The organism is Roseateles sp. Mitsp63 (assembly GCF_059491535.1).
The window spans coordinates 4408612-4428394 of sequence record NZ_CP168509.1; the positions used below are offsets into that span (position 1 = coordinate 4408612).

Here is a 19783-nt window from a genome sequence, read left to right on the forward strand (position 1 = left end):
CATGCATCCCCTCCCCTCCACGCCCGCCGGATCGCCGGTTCCCGCGGCCGGCTGGTCGCCGATCGCCTCACTCTCCGCCCTCGAACGGTCCCATGCGGTGATCGACCTGCTGTACTCCGTGCGCGGTGCCGCCCTGACCGACGCGACCATCGTCGCGATACAGCGCATCGCCACCAAGGCCCTGGCCGATGCCTTGCTCGCCAGCCCGCTCGATCCGGTGCTGCAAGCCATCGGCGCCGATCTCGCCGCCGGCCTGAACGATGCCGGCCGGCTGAAACAGGCGCTGGACAGCCTGCACAGCCTGGACATCCAGCCCGAGGTCAACTGGATCGAAGCGCCGCATCGTCTCGTCGTCACGGATCCCTTCCTGACCGATGCGCCCGCTTCCGCCATGGGGCGATCGTTCGTGGCCTCGGCCGACGTGATCTTCATGCGGGTGCTCGACGCCCTGGACGGTTTCCTGAGCGCCAACCTCGAACGCGCCGGCCCGGGTCACCAGTCCGACGGCCTGGGCAGCACGGTGGCGCATCGCCGCCTCCTGACGCGCGCGCTGCGCTCCAGCCTCACCGGCCAGCCGTTCAGGATCGAACTGGACCCGCCGGCGTTCAACGTCCTGCGGCCGCACGGCGCGACGGCGGCACTGCTCGAGGGCTGGCACACGCAACTCGCCGACTCGGAGCCCATCCTGCGACGCCTGGCGGCGCTCGATCTCATGCCCGAGCCGGTGCTCACGCGAGGATCCCGGCCCGAGTGGCAGCCGCAGGCGTGGACCGCGACGGAGGACGGCCAGTTCACCTCCACCAGCGCGTCGCTGGCGGATGAGTTGCCTCTGCTGGAGGAGAAGGTGGGGACCCGCGCTGAATCGCGCCTCAGCAAGAGCGGCCTGGCGAAGTGGTTTTCCGACAAGCAGAAGAAGTGGATCGAGATCAGCAGAACCCTGGCGGCCATTGACATCGCGCAGGGACGCGCGTTCGACGCCATCGAACGGAAGGCGCTGGACCACCTGCGGCGCGAGCTCGACGACAAGATCGAGCACGCGGGCCGCATCGCCGGAATGCGGGAGGGCGACATCGTCGCTGCGGCCAACGACGCGCTCGGCGAAGTGATGGGCCGGTGGCGGAATCGGGCAAGGGTCGCGGCCCTGCTGCCCGAGCGGTCCGCGGGCAAGGACCCCGAACGGATGGGCCGCCTCTGGCGGCTGTGCGCGTCCATTGAAGCCCACCAGCAGCGCGCGGCGAGGACCCGGTTCTTCGCGGACGCGCCGCCGCTGCTGGACGTTCGCCTGCCCATGCCGGCGCTGCGCGCGGTGACGCCCCGCGTGAGGCAATCGCTGGATCGGCAGGCCGGGGCCGTGCGCTTCCACGCCGCCAAGGGCGTCATCGCGCGGATGGCGGTCGGCCCCCTCTCCGCCTACCGGGGCATGGGCGAGGGCATGGGCGCGCGCTCCGAGCTGGAAGCCATGCGGCTCCAGGACCAGGATGTCCAGACCCTGGAGTCCTTCATCCTCAGACATCTGAGCCCGAGCGACGGGCCGCGTTCCCACGACGATTTCGTCACCGCGTTGCGGCTCATGCGCGAAGGGCCGCCGCCGTCACCCGATGCCGTGCATTGGGGCGCGCACGGCCTGGCCCTGCCGTTGCCGGAAGAACTCGCGGCGCCGGCCTCAGCCCCGCAGCGGCTGCGGCTGATCTTCCAGTTGGAGAACTCCCCGGAGGCGTACACGGCCGCCTGGCTGCAGTACCGGAAGCACGCGCGCGAGGCCGTGTGGCTTCAGCAAGGGAGCGAGGGCGCCACCCGGGTGCTGCGCGGGCAGCCCCTGCTGGACGCGGCCGGCGATGCGACCCCGATGAAGATCGCGCTCGTGGGGCGTTCCGGCAGGCTGGGCGGCACTCGCGAGCAGGGCGTGGCGGGATGGGCGTCGTGGGACCTGGCCGGCCAACTGGACCTCTGGCTGTCGAGGCTGAAGCTGGTCGAGCGCTGGGACGTCATGGAGGCGCTGGACCGGATCAGCACCGCGCTGTACCACCTCCCCGGGCCGCTGCTGGACGATCTGCATGCGGCCTCGTCCGCGCGCGGCCGCAGCCTGCTCGACAAGGTCCGCCAGGTCCGCGCCGAAGGCGCCTCGCGGTCCTCGGGCATCGATCTGCAGGCCATCGGCGGCCATGCCTTCGGCTGGGCCAACACCATCCTGGGCGCCTTCCAGATCGCCCAGGGCTGGCGCCACATGGACACCGCGCAGAAGTGGCTCTCCGTCGCCCAGACCAGCGGCATCGTCACCACGCCGCTGACGGTCAAGGTCGGCGAGTGGCTCAAGACCTGGGCCGATGAGCTCAAGGCGGTGTCCGCCGAGTCCCGCGCCGGCACGCTGGCCGCCTCGGCCTTCTCGCGCCTGGGGACGGTGCTGATGGCCGGCACGCTCGACGTGGGCCTGGCCAGCCTGGGCATGGTGCTGTGCGGCCTGCAGTGGCGGGACTTCTGGAAGTCCGGTCAGCCGGTGGGCGGCTACGCCTACAAGAGCCTGGTGGCCAACACCACCGTGGCGGCGGTGTTCCTGCTGCACTCGCTGGTGAGCGCCGGCGTCAACCTGGCGGTCCTGGCCGCCGGCGGCGCCGAGGCCGTCGCCGGCACACTGCTGGGCGCCGCCGCCGGCGTGATGGGCGCCGCGGCCCTGCCCTTCGCGATCGCGGCCGTCGCCGTCGCCGGCGCGGTCAACTGCATCCTGTGGGCCCAGGAGTACGCCGGCTACATCGATGCGTCCACGCCCTGGGGCGAGGTGGTCAAGGGGACGCTGGCCAAGATGTTCGGCTTCGAGACCGACACCTTCAAGCGCGCCGAGGTGGCCAAGAGCGCCCACGACGCCGCGAAGGCGCGCGCCGATTTCCTGGTGAGGCAGCGGCAGGAGTACATGGCGTTCAGGGCGAAGCAGCTCGCCAAGACCGGCCGCTACGGCGCCATCCGGTATCCCAAGGTGGAGCAGAAGGTCTGGCCCGCCACCTTCCGCGTCCCCGACGAGGATCCCCCGTTCGCCTTTGTCCTTCAGGACGACCCCGCGCGCGTCCTGCAGGACTGGGAGCGCCTGCCCGTGCCGTCGAGCCCGGCGGGCGCTTCCGGCACCGCCTGGCTCGCCCTGCGCGGCCTGTCCTGGCCCACCCTGCCCGCGGCCACCGGCGCGCAGCTGTTCGAGCTCCAGGGCGCCCAGGGCGATTTCTCGGGCGGCGCGGAAGCCGACGTCTTCCTGCTCGATGGGCAGTCCTTCGTCCACGTCGACGGACGGGGTGGCGCCGATGAGCTGGTGCTCGATGCGAGCCAGCGGCACGTGAAGATGCTTCCCTGGGAGGGGCACACCGGACTGCGGTACGCGATCACCCGGGCGGCCTCCGGATTCAAGGGAGCGCACTATGCCCAGCTGGCCAACGTCGAGGCCATCACCGTGCGAGACGCCGAGTCGGCGCACATCACGGGCGGCGCCGCCGACGAGCGCTTCGATGTCTCCGGCCACCACACCGACATCGCCGGCGGCGGCGGTCGCAACACCTACGTGCTGCGCCAGGGCAACCGCATCGTCAGCAGTTCCAGCGATGCCGCCATCTGGTCGCGGGGCGTGAGCGCCACCATCGACTTCGATGGCAAGCCCGCCGACACGCCGTTGATGCTGCGGACCGATGTCCTGTACGAGTCCCTCAGCTTCAGGCGCGAGGGCACGACGCTGTTCATCGGCAACGGCGCGGACACGCTGACGCTGCTGGACTTCTTCGCGTCCCCCAACGCCACGCCCGCCGCGCGCGCCAAGCCGCGAGGGCTCTTCATCGTCGACGCCGTCGGCACGCACCTGACGCTCGCCGATCCGCGGCGGCTGGAGGGCAAGATGCGCGGCAGCGACTCGGTCGACAAGCATCTGTCCTTCGACGCTTCCACGCCCGAATCGCGCCGCGCGCTCACCGGCGACCACGCCTATACGCGTCACCATCTGCTTTCGGGCAGCGGCAACTTCCGCCTCGCGCCGCGCACCACGATGCCGATGGACGTCACGCTGGACATCGACATCGCGCGGCTGCGCTACGAGCGCAAGGGCGACGACCTGATCCTCGTCGAGACACCGCCGGCGGATGCGCCCGCGGACTTCAAGCCGGTGCGCCTGACACTGCCTGGCTACGCGAAGCGGGACTGGACCGCCTCGCACGGCCAGCTGTCGCTCTGGGCCCGCGGCGCCGCGGGCGAGACGGCCGCGGTCAAGCTGGCGCATCCGGCGCCCGGCGATCCCGATGAAGGCGCGATGCGGCGCGTGGCGCCCGCAGCAACGACTCCCGTTCAAGGTCCTGCTCAGGCACCTGTTCAAGCGCCTGTTCAAACGCCTGTGCAGGCCTCCGTCCAGGACGCCGGCGATGCCGTCGAGGCCAAGACCGCCACGCCGATCTTGAGCCGCGAGAGCGCCGCGAAGGTCTACACCGCCGATGACGACCGTCCCGTGCAGGCCACCGCGCCTGGCATCCACATCATCGAGTCTGGGCCCACCGCGCCCTGGTCGGCGGCCAGACCGCGCGTGATCCACGTGCGACCGGGCGCGACGACGCGCATGGTGGGCCGCTCGCTGGAGATCACCGCCGGCGAAGGCGCCGACCGGACCACGGTCCACGTGCTGGACTACTTCCGCGCGCCCGGGCACTTCACGTTCGAGCCGCTGAGCGGCGAGACCGCCTGGACGATGAAGCAGCTCACCGGCCTGCATGCGCCGCCGCTGCTGCCGCAGAACTTCCGTGGCCTCTGGCTGGGCATCTACGTCGATCTCGATGCCGACCCCTGGATCGCGCCGCTGCTGTACGCCGCTGGTATCAAGGATCACGCCGTGGTCAAGGCGGTGTCGCGGATCTCCACCGTTCTGCGACAGGACCCATCGGCCAAGGACGCGCCCGCTGAAGACAGCGCGCATGACATCGCCGCCGTGCGGACCTATCTGCGCTTGAAGGGGCTGAGCGCGGAAGTCGCCAATGCCATCCAGTCCACCACCACGCGTCAGCTGCGGCGCGTGCATCAGCTGCTCGCGGCCGCCTCCGATGGACGCACGACGCTGCCCGCCTCCTTCATCGACGCCTACGCCGCCAGCAGCGTGGACACGCCGCTCAACGCATCGCATCACGGCGCACTGATCAGATCGCTCGCCGCGCGCGCCCTGCCGTGGGCCTACGTCGAAGCAGTCCTGAAGCACGACGTGTCGAGCGACGCGCTCGCGGCCTTCGAGGCCTGGGCCAGCCAGCATGCCGAAGGCGGCCTGGGCGGCGCCCACGCGATCCGCGCGCTGGCGGAGTTCGATCGCCTGCTCGACGGCAGCCACGGCGCGGACGCCGCGATCACGCCGGACACCCGCGCGCTGCTCGCGATCGTGCTGCGGCTAGACGGCCGGCCCGACGACGTGATCGACGCCCTGGTCGACACGATGGTGGCCGTCGCGCTGGACAAGGACTGGATCGACGGCATGCTGCGCGCCGGCGTCGACAACCACGACGTGCTGAAGCAGCTGCACGGCGCCAAAGTCTCGGTGCAGGACCTGGTGATCGGCAATGCCAACCGGCATCTCTACGAGGGCGACGGCGACCGCTCCGCGCTCGTCGAGGTCAATACTTCCGGCCCCTTTCAACAACCCCGGACCCGGCTCGTGAGATACCGGGTCGAGCGCTACATCGAGTTCGATTACGACGGCAACGTCAAGCGCAATGACGCGCAGCCGCAGCACGGCGCTCAGTACCACCTCGTCCCCGGTGACATCGTCGACGCGAGCGGGCAGGCGCCCGATCCGGACGAGGCCAACAGGGACCGGGCATCGACGATCCGCAGCCTGATCGCCGACTACAACAGCGAGAACAATCTGGACAACCCCAACAAGCATTGGACAAGACGGGAGCTGGCCACGTTCGAAGGCTGGCGCGCTTCATACGTGCGGCGGAACACGCCTGCGCTGTCCTCCGCCGTTCAGCTGTTCAACAAGCAGCTTGCCAGCGCCGAGAAGCTGGAAGTGGAAGGGGCTTCCTTCGGGCGCAGCACGCCCGGGAACCTCGTCGACGGAAAGACGGCACCGGACGAGGTGACGGCCTGGCGCCCATATCGCAGCACGCCGGGAACTGCCATCGGCTTCTACGTTCCCGGCGCCGCCGACATCCGGTTCGACTTTCAACACGCCATCGCATTGGCCCGGATCAAGCTCCAGCTCAAGCGGCAAGCCGCGCCCGGCGACCCCAAGGGGCCACCGACCGGCGGCAATGGTGGCAACTGGCGGGTCGAGGCCCTGGCCCGCGACGGCCGCTGGCTCGACGTTTCGCCCCAGGTCTCGGTCTGGAACGTCGACGAGCAGCGGGTCTGGACGATCGACGCGCAGGGCGTTCCCTATCGCACCTACCGGCTCAATACCCTGTCCGGCCAGTTTCCGACGGATACCTGGTTCACCGAGGTCACCTTCGAAACCGCCGATGCAGGCGTTGAGCTGTTGATCGCGCGGATCGAGAACGCGGGCTACAGCCGCGATCAAGCCAGAGACCTCCTCCGGCGCACACCGCTGGGCGACACCGAGCGCCAGTTCGCCGCCGGGCTCATCGCCGGCGGATGGCTTCCGGTGCAGGCGCTCGCCGCTGCCCGTTCCCCTTCCGGCCGGGTTGGGGCCATCGCATCGAAGTTGCCGGCAGCCGGATCTGCGCTGATCCAGCCTGAGATGCTCGAGCCGCTGCGCTCCCGCGTGGCCGGCTGGGTGTTCGAGACCTGGGGCCTGGCGCGCGGCGAAGCGCTGCCCGGCTACATCGCGCAGCACTTCCTCGATGCCGCCATGGGGCGCACCGGCGCACTGAAGCATGCGCTCTCCTCCTTGACGTCTGCGCGGCTCAAGGTCTCCGACCCGGGCAGCATGACCGCGGGGCGGCTGTCCCAGTTCGCCGTCCTGGGACCGCCCGCGCGGCCAGGCGCCTTCACGACAGACGCCAACACGGCCATCGGGGTCCTGAGCGTCTTCGAACGTCTCATCGACGCGCTCTTCGACCATTTCGCCAAGGGCCAGGACCCCGTGCAGGCATTCACGGCCACCGTTCCCCTGTACCTCAACCTGCTGGCATTGAAGGCCGCCGTGGACCTGCAGCCTCTACAACTGCGGATGCCGACCGGCGATACGGATGAGGGTCAGATCGTGCTCGACATCATGAACCGCACGCTCGGCGCGCTGCAGCCCCTGGAGAACGCCAAGCTCCTGGATGTGCGCACTGTGGCTCCGCCAGAGCCGCTCGCGGATGAGGCCGCCAACTATCGCGCCGCGCATCGTTGGACCGCGCTGCTGACCCAGGCGATGGCGTCGGTGGACGATGCGGGCGCGCCGGCCTCGTCGCGGGGCATGTCCCTCGTCACCGAGTGGACCGGCCCGCGGCAGGCCCCGTTCGTGCCCAACGACGACTGACGCGCGGCCGGCCGGCCGCCGTCACCGGCCCGCCCTCACCAGCCCGCCAGCACCTCCTCCGCCAGCCCGAAGGCGGTGCTGGCGCCAGTGCCGCTGGTGACCACGACGAGCCGCGTGCGCTCGTCCGGCACCTCGACCAGGCACGGCGCGCGGGCGCTGACCGGATAGACGCCGGTCCAGCGCTCGACCACCTCCAGCCCCGGCAGCGCCAGCTGCCGCTGCAGCTCTTCGAGGATCAGCCGGTCCACCGCCTCGCTCGCGAACGGCGGCAGCACCGGCCCGTAGTGATGCGAGTCGCCCACGACCAGCGTGCCGTCGGCGCTCTGCACCGCGATCAGGTGGACGCCATGCGCCAGCGCGTCATGGCGTTCGGCCGAGAGCCGCCGCAGCAGCGGCTGCGCCTCGGGCAGCGCCGAGTAGCCCTCGTAGCGCACCAGGCTGAGATCCGCCATCAGCGCCGCGTTCAACCGGAAGCCCGCTGGCGGCTTCACCCGCAGCATCTGCAGCTGGCACAGCGACAGCGCATGCGGCGTCCAGCGCTCGGCGAAGAGGCCGTGCAGCTCGGCGCCCGAGCACACCGCCACGCGTTCCGCGCGATAGACCGCCCGCGACGTGCGCACCCGCGGGGCCTCGGCCTCGAGCACCGATTCGCCGAAGCGGAACTCGACGCCACGCCGCTCCGCCAGCCAGGCGGCGATGCGCGGGATCACCTCGCGCGACTCGACGCGCAGTTCATGCGGGCTGTACAGGCCGCCGCGCAGACCGTCCGCGCGCAGGCTCGGCTGGCGCGCCAGGGTTTGCGCCGCGGTCAGGCGCTCGCAGCCCTCGCCCATCTCGGTGGCGAGGAAGGCGTCCAGCACCGCTTCCGATGCCTCATGGCGCGCGGCCACCAGCAGCCCGGCGTGCTCGATGCGCAGGCCGGCCTGCGGCGCGAGCTCGGCCCACAGATCGCGCGAGCGCCGCGCGCGCCGCCAGTGCGCGCCGCGCTGCTGGCCGGTCACGGTCACGAAGCCGAAGTTGCGGATCGACGCGCCGATGCAGGCCGCATCGCGCTCGACGACGACAACACGCCAGCCGCGCTTGACGCCAGCCCAGGCATGGGCCAGGCCGACGATGCCGGCGCCGACCACCAGGAGATCACAGGTCATGGGAATGTCCGTCAAATGAAGCCAATCACTGGAAGCGCTCGCTCGTTCCTACACCCTCGCCCCAGCGGGGAGAGGGAGGGGAGAGGGGGCTCGTGCCACAGCGCTGCTGCCCTTCGAAGCACCCCCTCTCCCCTGCCCTCTCCCCCCTCGCGGGGGGCGAGGGAGTTCTTGCGCAAGGCAAGTGCCGACGCTCGCTCGTTCCTACACCCTCGCCCCAGCGGGGAGAGGGAGGGGAGAGGGGGCTCGTGCCACAGCGCTGCTGCCCTCCGGAGCACCCCCTCTCCCCTGCCCTCTCCCCCCTCGCGGGGGGCGAGGGAGTTCTTGCGCAAGGCAAGTGCCGACACTCGCTCCTTCTTACCCCCTCGCCCCAGCGGGGAGAGGGAGGGGAGAGGGGGCTTGTGCCACAGCGCCGCTGCCCTTCGAAGCCCCCCCTCTCCCCTGCCCTCTCCCCCCTCGCGGGGGGCGAGGGAGTTCTTGCCAGCAGCGCGGCGCTAGCGCGCGCGCCAGCGCTGCGTGCGCTGCACCAGCGCGTGGCCGATCAGGCCGATGACGCCGCGCCCGATCGCCGCCGTGGCGAACAACAGCGTCGCCATCGCGGCGGCCGGCGCGGTGTCGCCGGCGTCGTCCATCGCCAGCACCGCGATCGCGGCCAGCGTGGTGTCGGGCGAGTACAGGAACACCACCGCCGACACCGTCGTCAGCGCGCTGACGAAGAAATAGCCCGCCACCTGCACCAGCGTCGGGATCGCGATGGGCAGATGCACGCGCGCCAGGTGGGTCCAGAACGGCAGGCCGAGCGATTCGGCGACGCGTTCGTACTCGGGGTCGAGCTGGCGCAGCGCGCCGAGCTGCGTCAGATGCGCGACCGAGTAGTAATGCGCCACCGTGCACAGCACCAGGATGCCCAGCCCGCCGTACCAGCCGCGCAGCGGATTCCACGGCGCGTTGAAGAACAGGATGTAGCCCAGGCCCAGCGCCAGCCCCGGCACCGCCATCGGCAGCGTCGCCAGCGCGTTCAGCACGCCGCGCGCGGCCGCGAAGCCGCGCGGCTTGTCGACCAGCCAGGCCAGCAGGAAGCTCAGCGCCGCGCCGGCGATCGCCGTCCACGCCGCCATGCGCAGCGAGTTCCCGTAGCTGACCCAGCCGCCGCCGTCGCTCATGTCGAACTGGTAGTGCGACAGCGTGGGGGTGAGCTGATACGGCCAGTACTGCGCGAAGGAGGCGTACACCGCGATGCCGAACACGCCCGCCAGGACCGTCGCGACGGCCGCGCAGTACAGCAGCGCGGCAAGGTCGCGCGGCGCATGCGGCGCCGGCACGTGCGGCACGGCGCGCAGGCTCAGCACCGCGCGCTGGCGGGCGCGCAGCCGCTGCTCGACGGCGAAGGCGCCCAGCGCCGGCAGCAGGAGCAGCAGCGCCACGACCGCGCCGCGGTCCAGCCGCTGCTGGCCGACGACTTCCTTGTAAATGTCGGTCGCCAGCATCGCGGTCTGTCCGCCGACGACCTTGGGCACGCCGAAGTCGGTCAGCACCAGCACGAACACGACCACCAGCGAGATCAGCAATCCATAGCGGCTGGCCGGCAGCGTCACCGTGCGGAACACGCGGCCGCCGCTCGCGCCCAGGCAGCGCGCGGCCTCGATCAGGCGGGCGTCGCTGCTGGACAGCGTCGTCACCAGGATCAGCATCGCGTGCGGGAAGGTCCACAGCACCGAGCCGAAGACGATGCCGGCCGGCCCGTAGATGCTGTCGATGCCCACGGCCAGCATCGCCGCCTTCAGCAGGCCCTGGTTGCCGAAGGCGTAGACCAGGCCGATGGCGGCGAGCAGCGAAGGCGCCAGCAGCGGCAGCAGCGCGAGCGCGCGCCACAGCCCCTTGGCCGGCAGCGCCGTGTGCGTCAGCGCCCAGGCGTAGCCGTAGGCCAGCGCCACGCACAGCACCGCCGAGACGGCCGACAGCGCGACGCTGTGGCACAGCGCGCTCCAATGCCCGCTGGAGAAATACGAGACGAAGTGCGCCGCGCCGACGAAACGCCCCTGCCCATCGAGCACGCTCTGCGCCAGCAGCGACCCCAGCGGCAGCAGGATGATCACCGTCAGCGCCAGCAGCGCGGCGGCCAGCAGGCCGCGCAGCGCCCGGGCCTCGGTGTGGCGGCGCGGCTGCGGCGGCAGCGCCGGCGCCTGGTCGAGCACCAGGCTCATGCAGCCCTGCGCATCGACAGCGGCGCATCGAAGAGCCGCACCGCCTCGGCCGGCAGGCGCAGGCCGCGGACCTCGCCCTCCTGCAGCGCGGCGGCCTCGCGGCTGGACAGTTCCAGCGTCAGGTCGCCGCCCAGCGCGTCGCAGCGCATCAGCACCTGCGTGATCGCGCCATGGAACTGCAGCGCGCCGATGCGGGCGCGGATCATCGCGCCCTCCCCGTCCAGCAGCCGGATCGATTCCGGGCGGATGCCCAGGCGCACCACGCTGCCGGTCTTGTAGACGCTGGTGTCGCAGTCGACCATGGTCGTGCCGACGCGCACGCGCCCTTCCGCGATCACCTGCCCGTCCATCCAGTTCATGCGGCCGACGAAGCCGGCCACCAGCGCGCTGGCCGGCGCCTCGTAGAGCTGGCGCGGCGCGCCCTGCTGCGCGATCTGGCCCCTGGCCAGCAGCACGACGCGGTCCGACATCGCCAGCGCCTCCTCCTGGTCGTGCGTGACCATCAACGTCGTGATGCCCAGCCGCTGCTGCAGCGCGCGGATCTCGGCGCGCAGCTCCTGGCGCACCTGCGCGTCGAGCGCCGACAGCGGCTCGTCCAGCAGCAGCAGCCTGGGCCGCGGCGCCAGCGCGCGGGCCAGCGCGACGCGCTGCTGCTGGCCGCCGGAGAGCTGCGCCGGGAACTTGCCCGACTGCTCGAGCAGCCCGACCAGCGCCAGCAATTCGGCGGCGCGCTCCAGGGCCTGGCGTTTCGGCAGCTCCGAGAGGCCGTAGCGGACGTTCTCCAGCGCGGTCATGTTGGGGAACAGCGCGTAGGACTGGAACACCACGCCGAAGCGCCGCTGCGAGGCGGGCCAGGCGGTGATGTCCTGGCCCTGCATCAGCACCTGGCCGTGGTCCGGCGTCTCGATGCCGCAGACGACGCGCAGCAGCGTCGTCTTGCCGCAGCCCGACGGGCCGAGCAGCGACACGAACTCGCCGGACTGCAGGTCCAGGTCGATGCCCTGCAGCACCGTCTGCAGGCCGAAGCGCTTGGTGATCTGGCGCAGATGCAGCATGGGGAGGTCGCTTTCCGTCTCGGTGTCGATCTCGGTCTCGGGCGGCTGAGCCGGCTCAGCCGGTCACTTCTTCTCGGCCTTGGCCTCGTAGCGGCGCGACCACTCGGCGAGGATGCGGTCGCGATTGGCCGCGGCCCAGGTGAAGTCGTTCTTGGCCAGCAGCTTGTCGAGGTCGGACGGGACGTATTCCAGCTGCTCCTGCACCGAGGGCAGCGCCAGCACGGCGAAGTTCCTGGCGTACAGCTCGTTGGCCTTGCGCGTCACGGACCAGTCGGCCAGGGCCTTGGCGGCCTCGAGCTTGCGGGTCGTCTTCATGATGCCGGTGGCCTCGACGTCCCAGCCCAGCCCCTCCTTGGGGAACACGATGTCGATCGGGGCGCCTTCCTTCTTGGTCTTGTTGGCGCGGTACTCGAAGGACAGGCCGACCGGGAATTCGCCGGCGCCGGCCTGCTTGCAGGGCTTGGAACCGGAATGCGTGTAGACGCCGATGTTCTGGTGCAGCGCGTCCATGAAGGCCCAGCCCTTGGCCTCGCCCATCATCTGCAGCCAGGCGGAGACCATCAGGTAGCCGGTGCCGCTGGAGGCGGGATGCGGCATCGTCACGAGGCCCTTGTAGACGGGCTGGGTCAGGTCGTTCCAGGAGGCCGGCTTGGGGAGGCTGCGCCTGGCGGCCTCGGTGGTGTTGAAGCAGACGGCGGAGGACCACAGGTCCATGCCGACCCAGGTGGGCTGCGGCCGCGGATCGCGCATGCTGGCGCGCACCTGGTCGAGGCCCTTGGGCGCGTACGGCGCGAGCAGGCCTTCCTTGTCGAGCAGCATCAGCGAGGTCGCGGCCAGGCCCCAGACGACGTCGGCCTGCGGGTTGGCCTTCTCGGCCAGCAGCCGCGCGGTGACGATGCCGGTGGACTCGCGGACGAACTTCAGCTCGATGGACGGATGGTCCTGCTCGAAGGCGGTCTTGTAGGCCTTGATCTGGTCGGCCTCGAGCGCGCTGTAGACCAGCAGCTCGGTCTTGCCCGGGGCCGCCTGGGCGTGGGCCTCTGGGCTGGTGAGCGCGGCGATCGCGGCCAGGGCCAGGGCCGCGGCGGCGTGGACGAAGGTCGAGAAGGACTTGAGACGCATGGGCGCTCCATCGAGGGTCGTGGGGGAAGACGGGACCGCGCGCCGCCGCCACCCGCGGCGGACTGTCACGATCGATGGCGACACTGTAGGAATGGCATGTGTCATCCGCGCGTCAAACGCCAAAGTTCCCGAAAGCCGGTTTGGCGAGCCGCCGGCGATGAACGAGGTACCAGGCCGCGGGAATCACCAGCATGCTGAGCAGCGGGGCCGTGACCATGCCGCCGACCATGGGCGCGGCGATTCGCGCCATGACCTCGTGCCCGGTGCCCTGTCCCCAGAGCATGGGGATGACGCCGGCCAGCACGATCGCGACAGTCATCGCCTTGGGCCGCACCCGAAGCACGGCGCCTTCACGAATGGCGGCGAGCAGCGTGTCGTGGGTCTGCGCCTCGCCGGCGGCAAGACGTCTTGCCAAGGCGTTCTCGAGGTACACCAGCATGACGACGCCGAACTCGGCCGCCACGCCGGCGAGCGCGATGAATCCCACGGCCGTTGCGACCGACACGGAATGCCCGAGCAGCCAGATCAACCAGAACCCGCCCACCAGCGAGAACGGCACGGCAGCCATGACCAGCGCGGCATTGGTCGCGTCCCGGAACAGCAGATGGAGCAGCACGAAGATGACCGCCAGCGTCGCGGGGACGACGACCTTCATGCGCTGCGCCGCCCGCTCCAGGTATTCGAACTGACCGGACCAGGAGAGCGCGTACCCGGCAGGCATGGCGACCTCCTTCGCCACGACCGCTTGCATGTCGCGCACGACCGAACCGAGGTCGCGCCCACGCACGTCCACGTAGACCCATCCGGACAGGCGCGCGTTCTCGCTGCGCAGCATGGGCGGGCCGTCTTCAACGGTGATGCGCGCGACGTCCTGCAGCAGCAGGCTGGCGCCCTTCCCGGTCACGAACGGCAGGGTCCGCAGCCGCTCCAGCGAGTCCCGGATCTCACGCGGATATCGGACATTGAGCGGGAAGCGCTCGCGACCGCTGATGACCTCGCCGACGTTCTCGCCGCCCACCGCCGTGGACACCACCGCCTGCACGTCCGCCACCGACAGGCCGAAGCGCGCGGCGGCGGCGCGGTCGACGTCGACGTCGATGTAGCGCCCGCCGGTCAGCCGCTCCGCCAGCGCCGATGAGACCCCCGGCACCTGCTTGACGGCGATCTCGATCCGGGTGGTCAGGCGGTCAATGGTCTGCAGGTCCGCGCCCGCGACCTTGATGCCCACCGGCGACTTGATGCCCGTGGCCAGCATGTCGATGCGGTTGCGGATGGGCGGCACCCAGACGTTGGACAGACCGGGCACCTTGACGACGCGGTCGAGCTCCTCGATCAGCGTGGCCGGCGTCATGCCGGCTCGCCAATGCTCACGCGGCTTGAACTGGATGAGGGTCTCGAACATCTCCAGCGGCGCCGGGTCGGTGGCGGTGTCCGCGCGGCCGGCCTTGCCGAAGACCGTCGCCACCTCGGGCACCGTCTTGATGAGCCGGTCCGTCTGCTGAAGCAGCTCCGCCGCCTTGGAGACCGGGAGGCCCGGCAGGGCCGAGGGCATGTAGAGCAGGTCGCCCTCGTCCAGCGGGGGCATGAACTCTCCCCCCAGTCGCATCAGCGGAAAGGCGGTCAGGGCGAGGACGACACCCGCGACGACCAAGGTCGCTTTCGGGAAGCGAAGCACGGTCTCGAGGGCGGGCCGGTAGGCCGCCATCAAGAGGCGATTCAGCGGGTTCGCGGCTTCCTTGGGAATGCGGCCCCGAACCAGGCAGCCCATGAGCACCGGCACCAAGGTGACGGATAAAGCCGCGGCGGCCGCCATCGTGTAGGTCTTGGTGAAGGCCAGGGGAGCAAACAGCCGCCCCTCCTGAGCCTCCAGCGTGAACACCGGCAGGAAGGACAGCGTGATGACCAGCAGCGAGAAGAACAGCGCCGGACCGACTTCGGTGCAAGCGTCCGCGACCAGTGCCCAACGTTCCTGCGTCGCCGGCGGGCGAGACCGGTCGTGCTCGAAGGCTTCGACATGCCGGTGGACGGCTTCCAGCAGCACCACGACGCCATCCAGCGCGGCGCCCAGGGCCAGCGCGATGCCCGCGAGCGACAGGATGTTGGCGTTGAGTCCCTGCCATCGCATCACGATGAAGGCGGCCCCGACCGCGATCGGCAGCGCGGCCACGGCCACCAGCGCGGAACGCAGGTGGAACAGGAAGAGCACGCATACCAGCGCGACGGCGATGAACTCCTCCGTGAGCTTGAGCCTGAGGTTGTCGATGGCGCGGTCGATGAGCTTGGAGCGGTCGTAGGTCTCCACGACCTCCACGCCCTTGGGCAGGCTGGGCTTGAGCAGCGCCAACCTGGCCTTCACGGCGTCGATGGTCGTGCGCGCGTTCTTGCCCGAGCGCATGACGACGACACCGCCGGCAACCTCGCCCTCGCCGTCCAGTTCGGCCACGCCGCGGCGCATCTCCGGCCCCAGCTGGACCGTGGCGACGTCCCGCAGCATCACGGGGGTCGACCCCGACAGGCCAAGCGGGATGGACCGGAAGTCGTCCAGCGACTTCAGGAATCCCCGCGAGCGCACCATGTACTCGGTCTCGGCCATCTCGACCACCGACCCGCCCGAGGATTGGTTGGCGTTCTTCAGCGCGTCGACGACCATGGCCTGTGTGACGCCGAGTCCGCGCATCCGATCCGGGTCCAGCACCACCTGGTACTGGCGCACCATGCCGCCGATGCTGGCCACCTCCGCCACATCCGGCACGGTCTTCAGCTCGAACTTCAGGAACCAGTCGTTCAGCGCGCGGAGCTGGCTGATGTCGGTGTGCCCGGTCCTGTCGACCAGCGCGTACTCATAGACCCAGCCCACGCCGGTCGCATCCGGCCCCAAGGCGGCGGTCGCTCCCGTGGGCAGACGGCTCTGGACCTGGGTGAGGTACTCGCCCACGCGCGACCGCGCCCAGTACGGGTCGGTCTTGTCGTCGAACAGGATGTAGACGAACGAGTCGCCGAAGAACGAGTAGCCGCGAACCGTCTTGGCGCCCGGCACGCTGAGCATGGTCGTGGTCAGCGGATAGGTCACCAGGTCCTCGACCATCTGTGGCGGCTTGCCTGGATAGCTTGTCCGCACGACCACCTGCGTGTCGCCGACATCGGGCAGCGCGTCGACGGGGGTGTGCAGGACCGCGAAGAGCGCCGCGCCCCCCAGGAAGGCCGTGGCGATCAGCACCAGGAAGCGGTTGCCGATGGACCAGCGAATGAGCGCGGCGATCACTGGACGCCTCCGGCGGCGGAAGCAGCCGGGGCCGCGGGCTGCGCGGAGGCCATGGCGCCGAGCACGGACTTGAGCCGGGCTTCCGAGTCGATGAGGAACTGCCCACTGGCGACCACCTCGTCACCTTCTCGCAGGCCCGCCAACACCTCGAACTGGTCACCCAGATCGGCGCCAAGCTGGATGTCGCGAGGCGAGAAGCCGCCGGTGCCGTTTCGGACGATGGCGACCGCGCGAGTCCCGGTGCGGATGACCGCCTCGGACGGCACGATCAAACGCGAGGCCGGGGCGCCGGCGACCTGCAGACGCAGCAGCATCCCAGGGGTCAGCGTCCCCGCCTGGTTGTCGACCTCGAAGCGCGCCTGCAGCGTGCGCGTGTTCGCGCTGACTTGAGGGAGGATCTCCTTCAGTTCTCCATCGAAGGCGTGGGTCGGGTCGGCTTGCAGGACGGCCTTGACCCGCTGACCGCGCGCGAGCCGCGCGATCTGCGCCTCGGGCACCTCCGCGACGACCCAGACCTTCTCCAGGCCGGCGATGCGGAAGAGCGTGGTGCCGGGCTGCACCTGCATGCCTTCTCGAACGCCGAGCTCCGCGACCACGCCACTGGCGGGCGCGCTGAGAGTGAAGCGGGCCTGCGCGGTGCCGGTCTCCTCGCTTTGCTGAATCAATCCGTCCGGAATGGACATGGCGCGCATCCGGTCCCTGGCGGCAGCGATCAGGTCGGCGCTCACGCCCGCTCGCTTGAGCGCCAGAAGCTCGTTCTGCGGCGCCAGCCACTCCGGCGCGAAGACGACCGCCAGCGTTTGACCCTTGCGGACCCGCTCCATGGGCGCTCGCACCGCCAGACGTTCCACGTAGCCGGCGACTCGGGTCTGCACGGCGACATTGAGCCGCTCATCGAACTGGACGGTGCCCACGGCATCGAAGGAGGTAGCGATGTCCGCTCGCTTCACGGCGGCGGTCCGGATTCCCAGGTTCTGCTGGATGGTCGGGCTGACCTTCACGCCGCCATCGCCTGCCTCGTCCGCATAGACGGGAACGAGCTCCATGTCCATGAACGGGGACTTGCCCGGCTTGTCGAAGCGAGGACCCGGGACCATGGGGTCGTGCCAGTAGAGGACCTTGCGCTCGCTCGCGGAAGCGGCGTTGGCGTCAGGCGCCGCAGCCACGGGGGCAGTGCGCGAGCTGGCGGAGGAGCGGCCAAGCACATAGCCACCGCCCATCAGCAGGGCGCCGGCGACGGCCAAGGAGGTGACGAATGCGGCGCGAGTCATTGGGCTGCTCCCTGTGCAAGTGGCTTGAAGGTCAGTTGCGCCTGGGCGCGCGCGAGGTCTCGTTGAAGCGCGAGCAGGCGCCGCTGCGCGTCCACCTCCGCGTGGCGGGCCTCGAAGAGCGCGGACAGCGGCGTCTGGTTCGAGCGGTAGGCCGCCAAGGCGGCGGCGGTCCGTTGCTGCGCCGGGAGGATCACCGCGACGCGGTAGCGGTCGACGCGCTGCCGAAGCCGGACGGCGTCGCTGGCCAGCGTGCGGTAGTCCGCTGTCGCGGCGCGAGTCGCCTCGGCCAGATCCGCTTCGGCCCTCTCGGCCAGCGCCAGCTTGGCCGCGATGTCGCGGTCCTGGCGCTGTGACGGCGCCACCTGCAGCGGAATGCTGACCCCGATGGACACCATGTCCGAATATCCGCTGCGCTGACCGTAGGCGACCTCCCAAGTCCAGTTTGGCGAGCGTTCCTTCGCGGCCGCGGCAGCTGCTCGTCTGGCCACCTCCACGTCTCGCCGCAGGCCGGTGATGCTCGGGCTCCGAGCGACGAAGTCGTCTTCGGACGGGACGGCGAACGCCGGGGGCGGGCTCAACGCGTCGGGCGTGAAGCCGATCCATCGCTGGAGAATCACCGCGGCGCCGGCCTGCTGCTGGCGAGCCTCGTCGCTCTCGTCCTCGGCCATGCCGCGCGCCGCCGCCAGCTGAAGGACCTCAGGACTGCCGCCCGTGGCTGCGGCGAGTCGAGCTCGGGCGGCCTCGAATTCTTCGTGCAGATGGCGCTCCGTCTGGGTTGTGAGCTGGAGCGCCTGGCCCGCATACCAGGCATCCACGTAGCTCAGGGCCACCTGAAGCCGGGCGTCAGCCTCGGCCGTGGCGCCCTGAACCGCCTCGCGGTCGGCCATCGCGCGCGCAGCCGCCTCCCGGGCGGCGCGCTTGTCGGCCGACAGCCACTCCTGGCTGAGGCCGACGCGCTTCATCGTCATCGAGTCCCGCGTCGTGCTGAAGCGGTCGGCACCGGTCACGGGAAGGTTGTCGACCCCGGCGCGCAGCGTGGGATCGGGAAGCTGGCCCGCGGCCCGAGCGGACTCATTCGCGCTGGTGGCGGCCGCGCGGCCCGCGCGAGCGGCCTCGGAGCGTTGGACGGCCAGGCTCAAGGCCTGGTCGAAGGAAAGCGGCTGCGCCGAAGCGAGGCTGGGCAGAACAGCGGCAGCCAGGGCGGCTGCGCGCAAGAACATGGTTGGCATGAAGACTCCGAGGACGAACGGGAGCGCAGCTGATGTGCGGACGTGCCGCACCAGCGCCAGTCAGTCGACGGAGCAGGTCAGACGCGGAGTCTGAGGGTGGAGAGGAAGAGCGGGTCCGGCGGTGGTCGAAGCTCGGGGGCTTGAGCCACTGGAAGCATGCGAGCGACCTCTTCCTCCAGCAAGGCGGGCAGCTCGATGACCTGCAGCACCATCGGAAGGGACGCCGCAGGCAACTTCACGGCCTCGAAGGTCTTGCCCGGATCGGCAGCGTGCTGATGACAGAGCGCTGGTTGCTGCTCGTCCATGCCGTCGCACGGCATGCCCGCGTCCATCATGGCCGTCATCGCCGCCGCGTCCGCCTCTTGCGGGCACACGTAACTCGCCAAGGCCAGCTGTGAAAACAGCAGCGCCAACACGGCGCAGAGCGCAACGGTCAGCCGGCGAGTGAGGGGGTGAACCATGATGAGGCGGCAGTGTAGCCGCCATGGACTTCATGGGAGCTCCTTGGGTCAACCCGTGGGTTGCTCAGTGCGAGCGGCCGGCGTGGCCATCGGCCTTCGCGCCGGACTTGGCAACGGTGACCGCGCCCTTCATGCCGGCGTCATAGTGGCCCGGCTGCAGGCAGGCGAAGTCGACCTTGCCGGCCTTGGTGAACTGCCAGATCACCTCGCCACGCTTGCCGCCAGCGAGCGTGATCATCTGCGGGTCCTCATGCTCCATCTCCGGGTTCTTGAGCATGACCTGGTAGTGCGCCTTGAGTTCCTGCTCGGTGCCGAGCACAAACTCATGCTTCACCTGACCGGAGTTCCTGACGTTGAAGCGGATGGTCTCGCCTTGCTTGACATCAATGCTCGCGGGCGTGAAGCGCATGTTGTCGGTCATGTCGACATTGACGGTGCGCGTGACCTGGGCCGCCTTGCCAGGCTTGCCGATGGCACCGTCTTCGTCGCCATGCGCATGACCGCCAGCGTGATTGCCGGAGGCGAACGCGGCGCTGGCGAAAAGTGCCACGAGTGCCGCGGCAAATGCTTGTTGAGCGTGTTGGACCTTCATCTCTGGTTCCTTGAAA

Annotated in this window: 10 protein-coding genes; 1 reads left to right on the forward strand and 9 read right to left on the reverse strand. The window is 70.3% G+C overall.

What is annotated here, in order from left to right:
- The first annotated feature begins 1 nt into the window (after position 1).
- Positions 2-7426 (forward strand): C80 family cysteine peptidase, encoded by a 7425-nt coding sequence (locus ACEN96_RS19090; RefSeq protein WP_495584650.1) that lies wholly within the window; start codon positions 2-4, stop codon positions 7424-7426.
- Positions 7427-7461: 35 nt separating this feature from the next.
- Here the strand turns inward: ACEN96_RS19090 and ACEN96_RS19095 are convergent, their stop codons facing one another.
- From ACEN96_RS19095 to ACEN96_RS19135, 9 genes are all read right to left on the reverse strand, one after another.
- Positions 7462-8574 (reverse strand): TIGR03364 family FAD-dependent oxidoreductase, encoded by a 1113-nt coding sequence (locus ACEN96_RS19095; RefSeq protein ID WP_495584651.1) that lies wholly within the window; start codon positions 8572-8574, stop codon positions 7462-7464.
- A 491-nt stretch (positions 8575-9065) separates the two neighbouring features.
- The gene (locus tag ACEN96_RS19100; protein ID WP_495584652.1) at positions 9066-10775 is read right to left on the reverse strand and encodes a putative 2-aminoethylphosphonate ABC transporter permease subunit; all 1710 of its coding nucleotides are present in this window, start codon (positions 10773-10775) and stop codon (positions 9066-9068) included.
- On the reverse strand, positions 10772-11830 hold the full coding sequence (locus ACEN96_RS19105) for an ABC transporter ATP-binding protein (RefSeq protein ID WP_495584653.1): 1059 nt from the start codon (positions 11828-11830) through the stop codon (positions 10772-10774). Before ACEN96_RS19105 ends, ACEN96_RS19100 begins: the two co-directional genes overlap by 4 nt.
- A 63-nt stretch (positions 11831-11893) precedes the next feature.
- Positions 11894-12952 (reverse strand): putative 2-aminoethylphosphonate ABC transporter substrate-binding protein, encoded by a 1059-nt coding sequence (locus tag ACEN96_RS19110; RefSeq protein WP_495584654.1) that lies wholly within the window; start codon positions 12950-12952, stop codon positions 11894-11896.
- Positions 12953-13064: 112 nt separating this feature from the next.
- On the reverse strand, positions 13065-16214 hold the full coding sequence (locus tag ACEN96_RS19115; RefSeq protein ID WP_495584655.1) for an efflux RND transporter permease subunit: 3150 nt from the start codon (positions 16212-16214) through the stop codon (positions 13065-13067).
- Positions 16211-17485, reverse strand: coding sequence for an efflux RND transporter periplasmic adaptor subunit (locus tag ACEN96_RS19120; protein ID WP_495584656.1), 1275 nt, complete (start codon positions 17483-17485; stop codon positions 16211-16213). Before ACEN96_RS19120 ends, ACEN96_RS19115 begins: the two co-directional genes overlap by 4 nt.
- A complete protein-coding gene (locus tag ACEN96_RS19125) occupies positions 17482-18714 on the reverse strand; it encodes a TolC family protein (protein ID WP_495584657.1) in 1233 nt (410 codons plus the stop codon). The genes ACEN96_RS19120 and ACEN96_RS19125 overlap by 4 nt, the downstream gene beginning before the upstream one ends.
- Positions 18715-18791: 77 nt before the next feature.
- A complete protein-coding gene (locus ACEN96_RS19130) occupies positions 18792-19175 on the reverse strand; it encodes a hypothetical protein (protein WP_495584658.1) in 384 nt (127 codons plus the stop codon).
- 64 nt (positions 19176-19239) lie between these two features.
- Positions 19240-19767 carry a cupredoxin domain-containing protein gene (locus tag ACEN96_RS19135; RefSeq protein WP_495584659.1) on the reverse strand — a complete coding sequence of 176 codons (528 nt, stop codon included), beginning with the start codon at positions 19765-19767 and terminating at the stop codon, positions 19240-19242.
- Positions 19768-19783 lie beyond the last annotated feature (16 nt).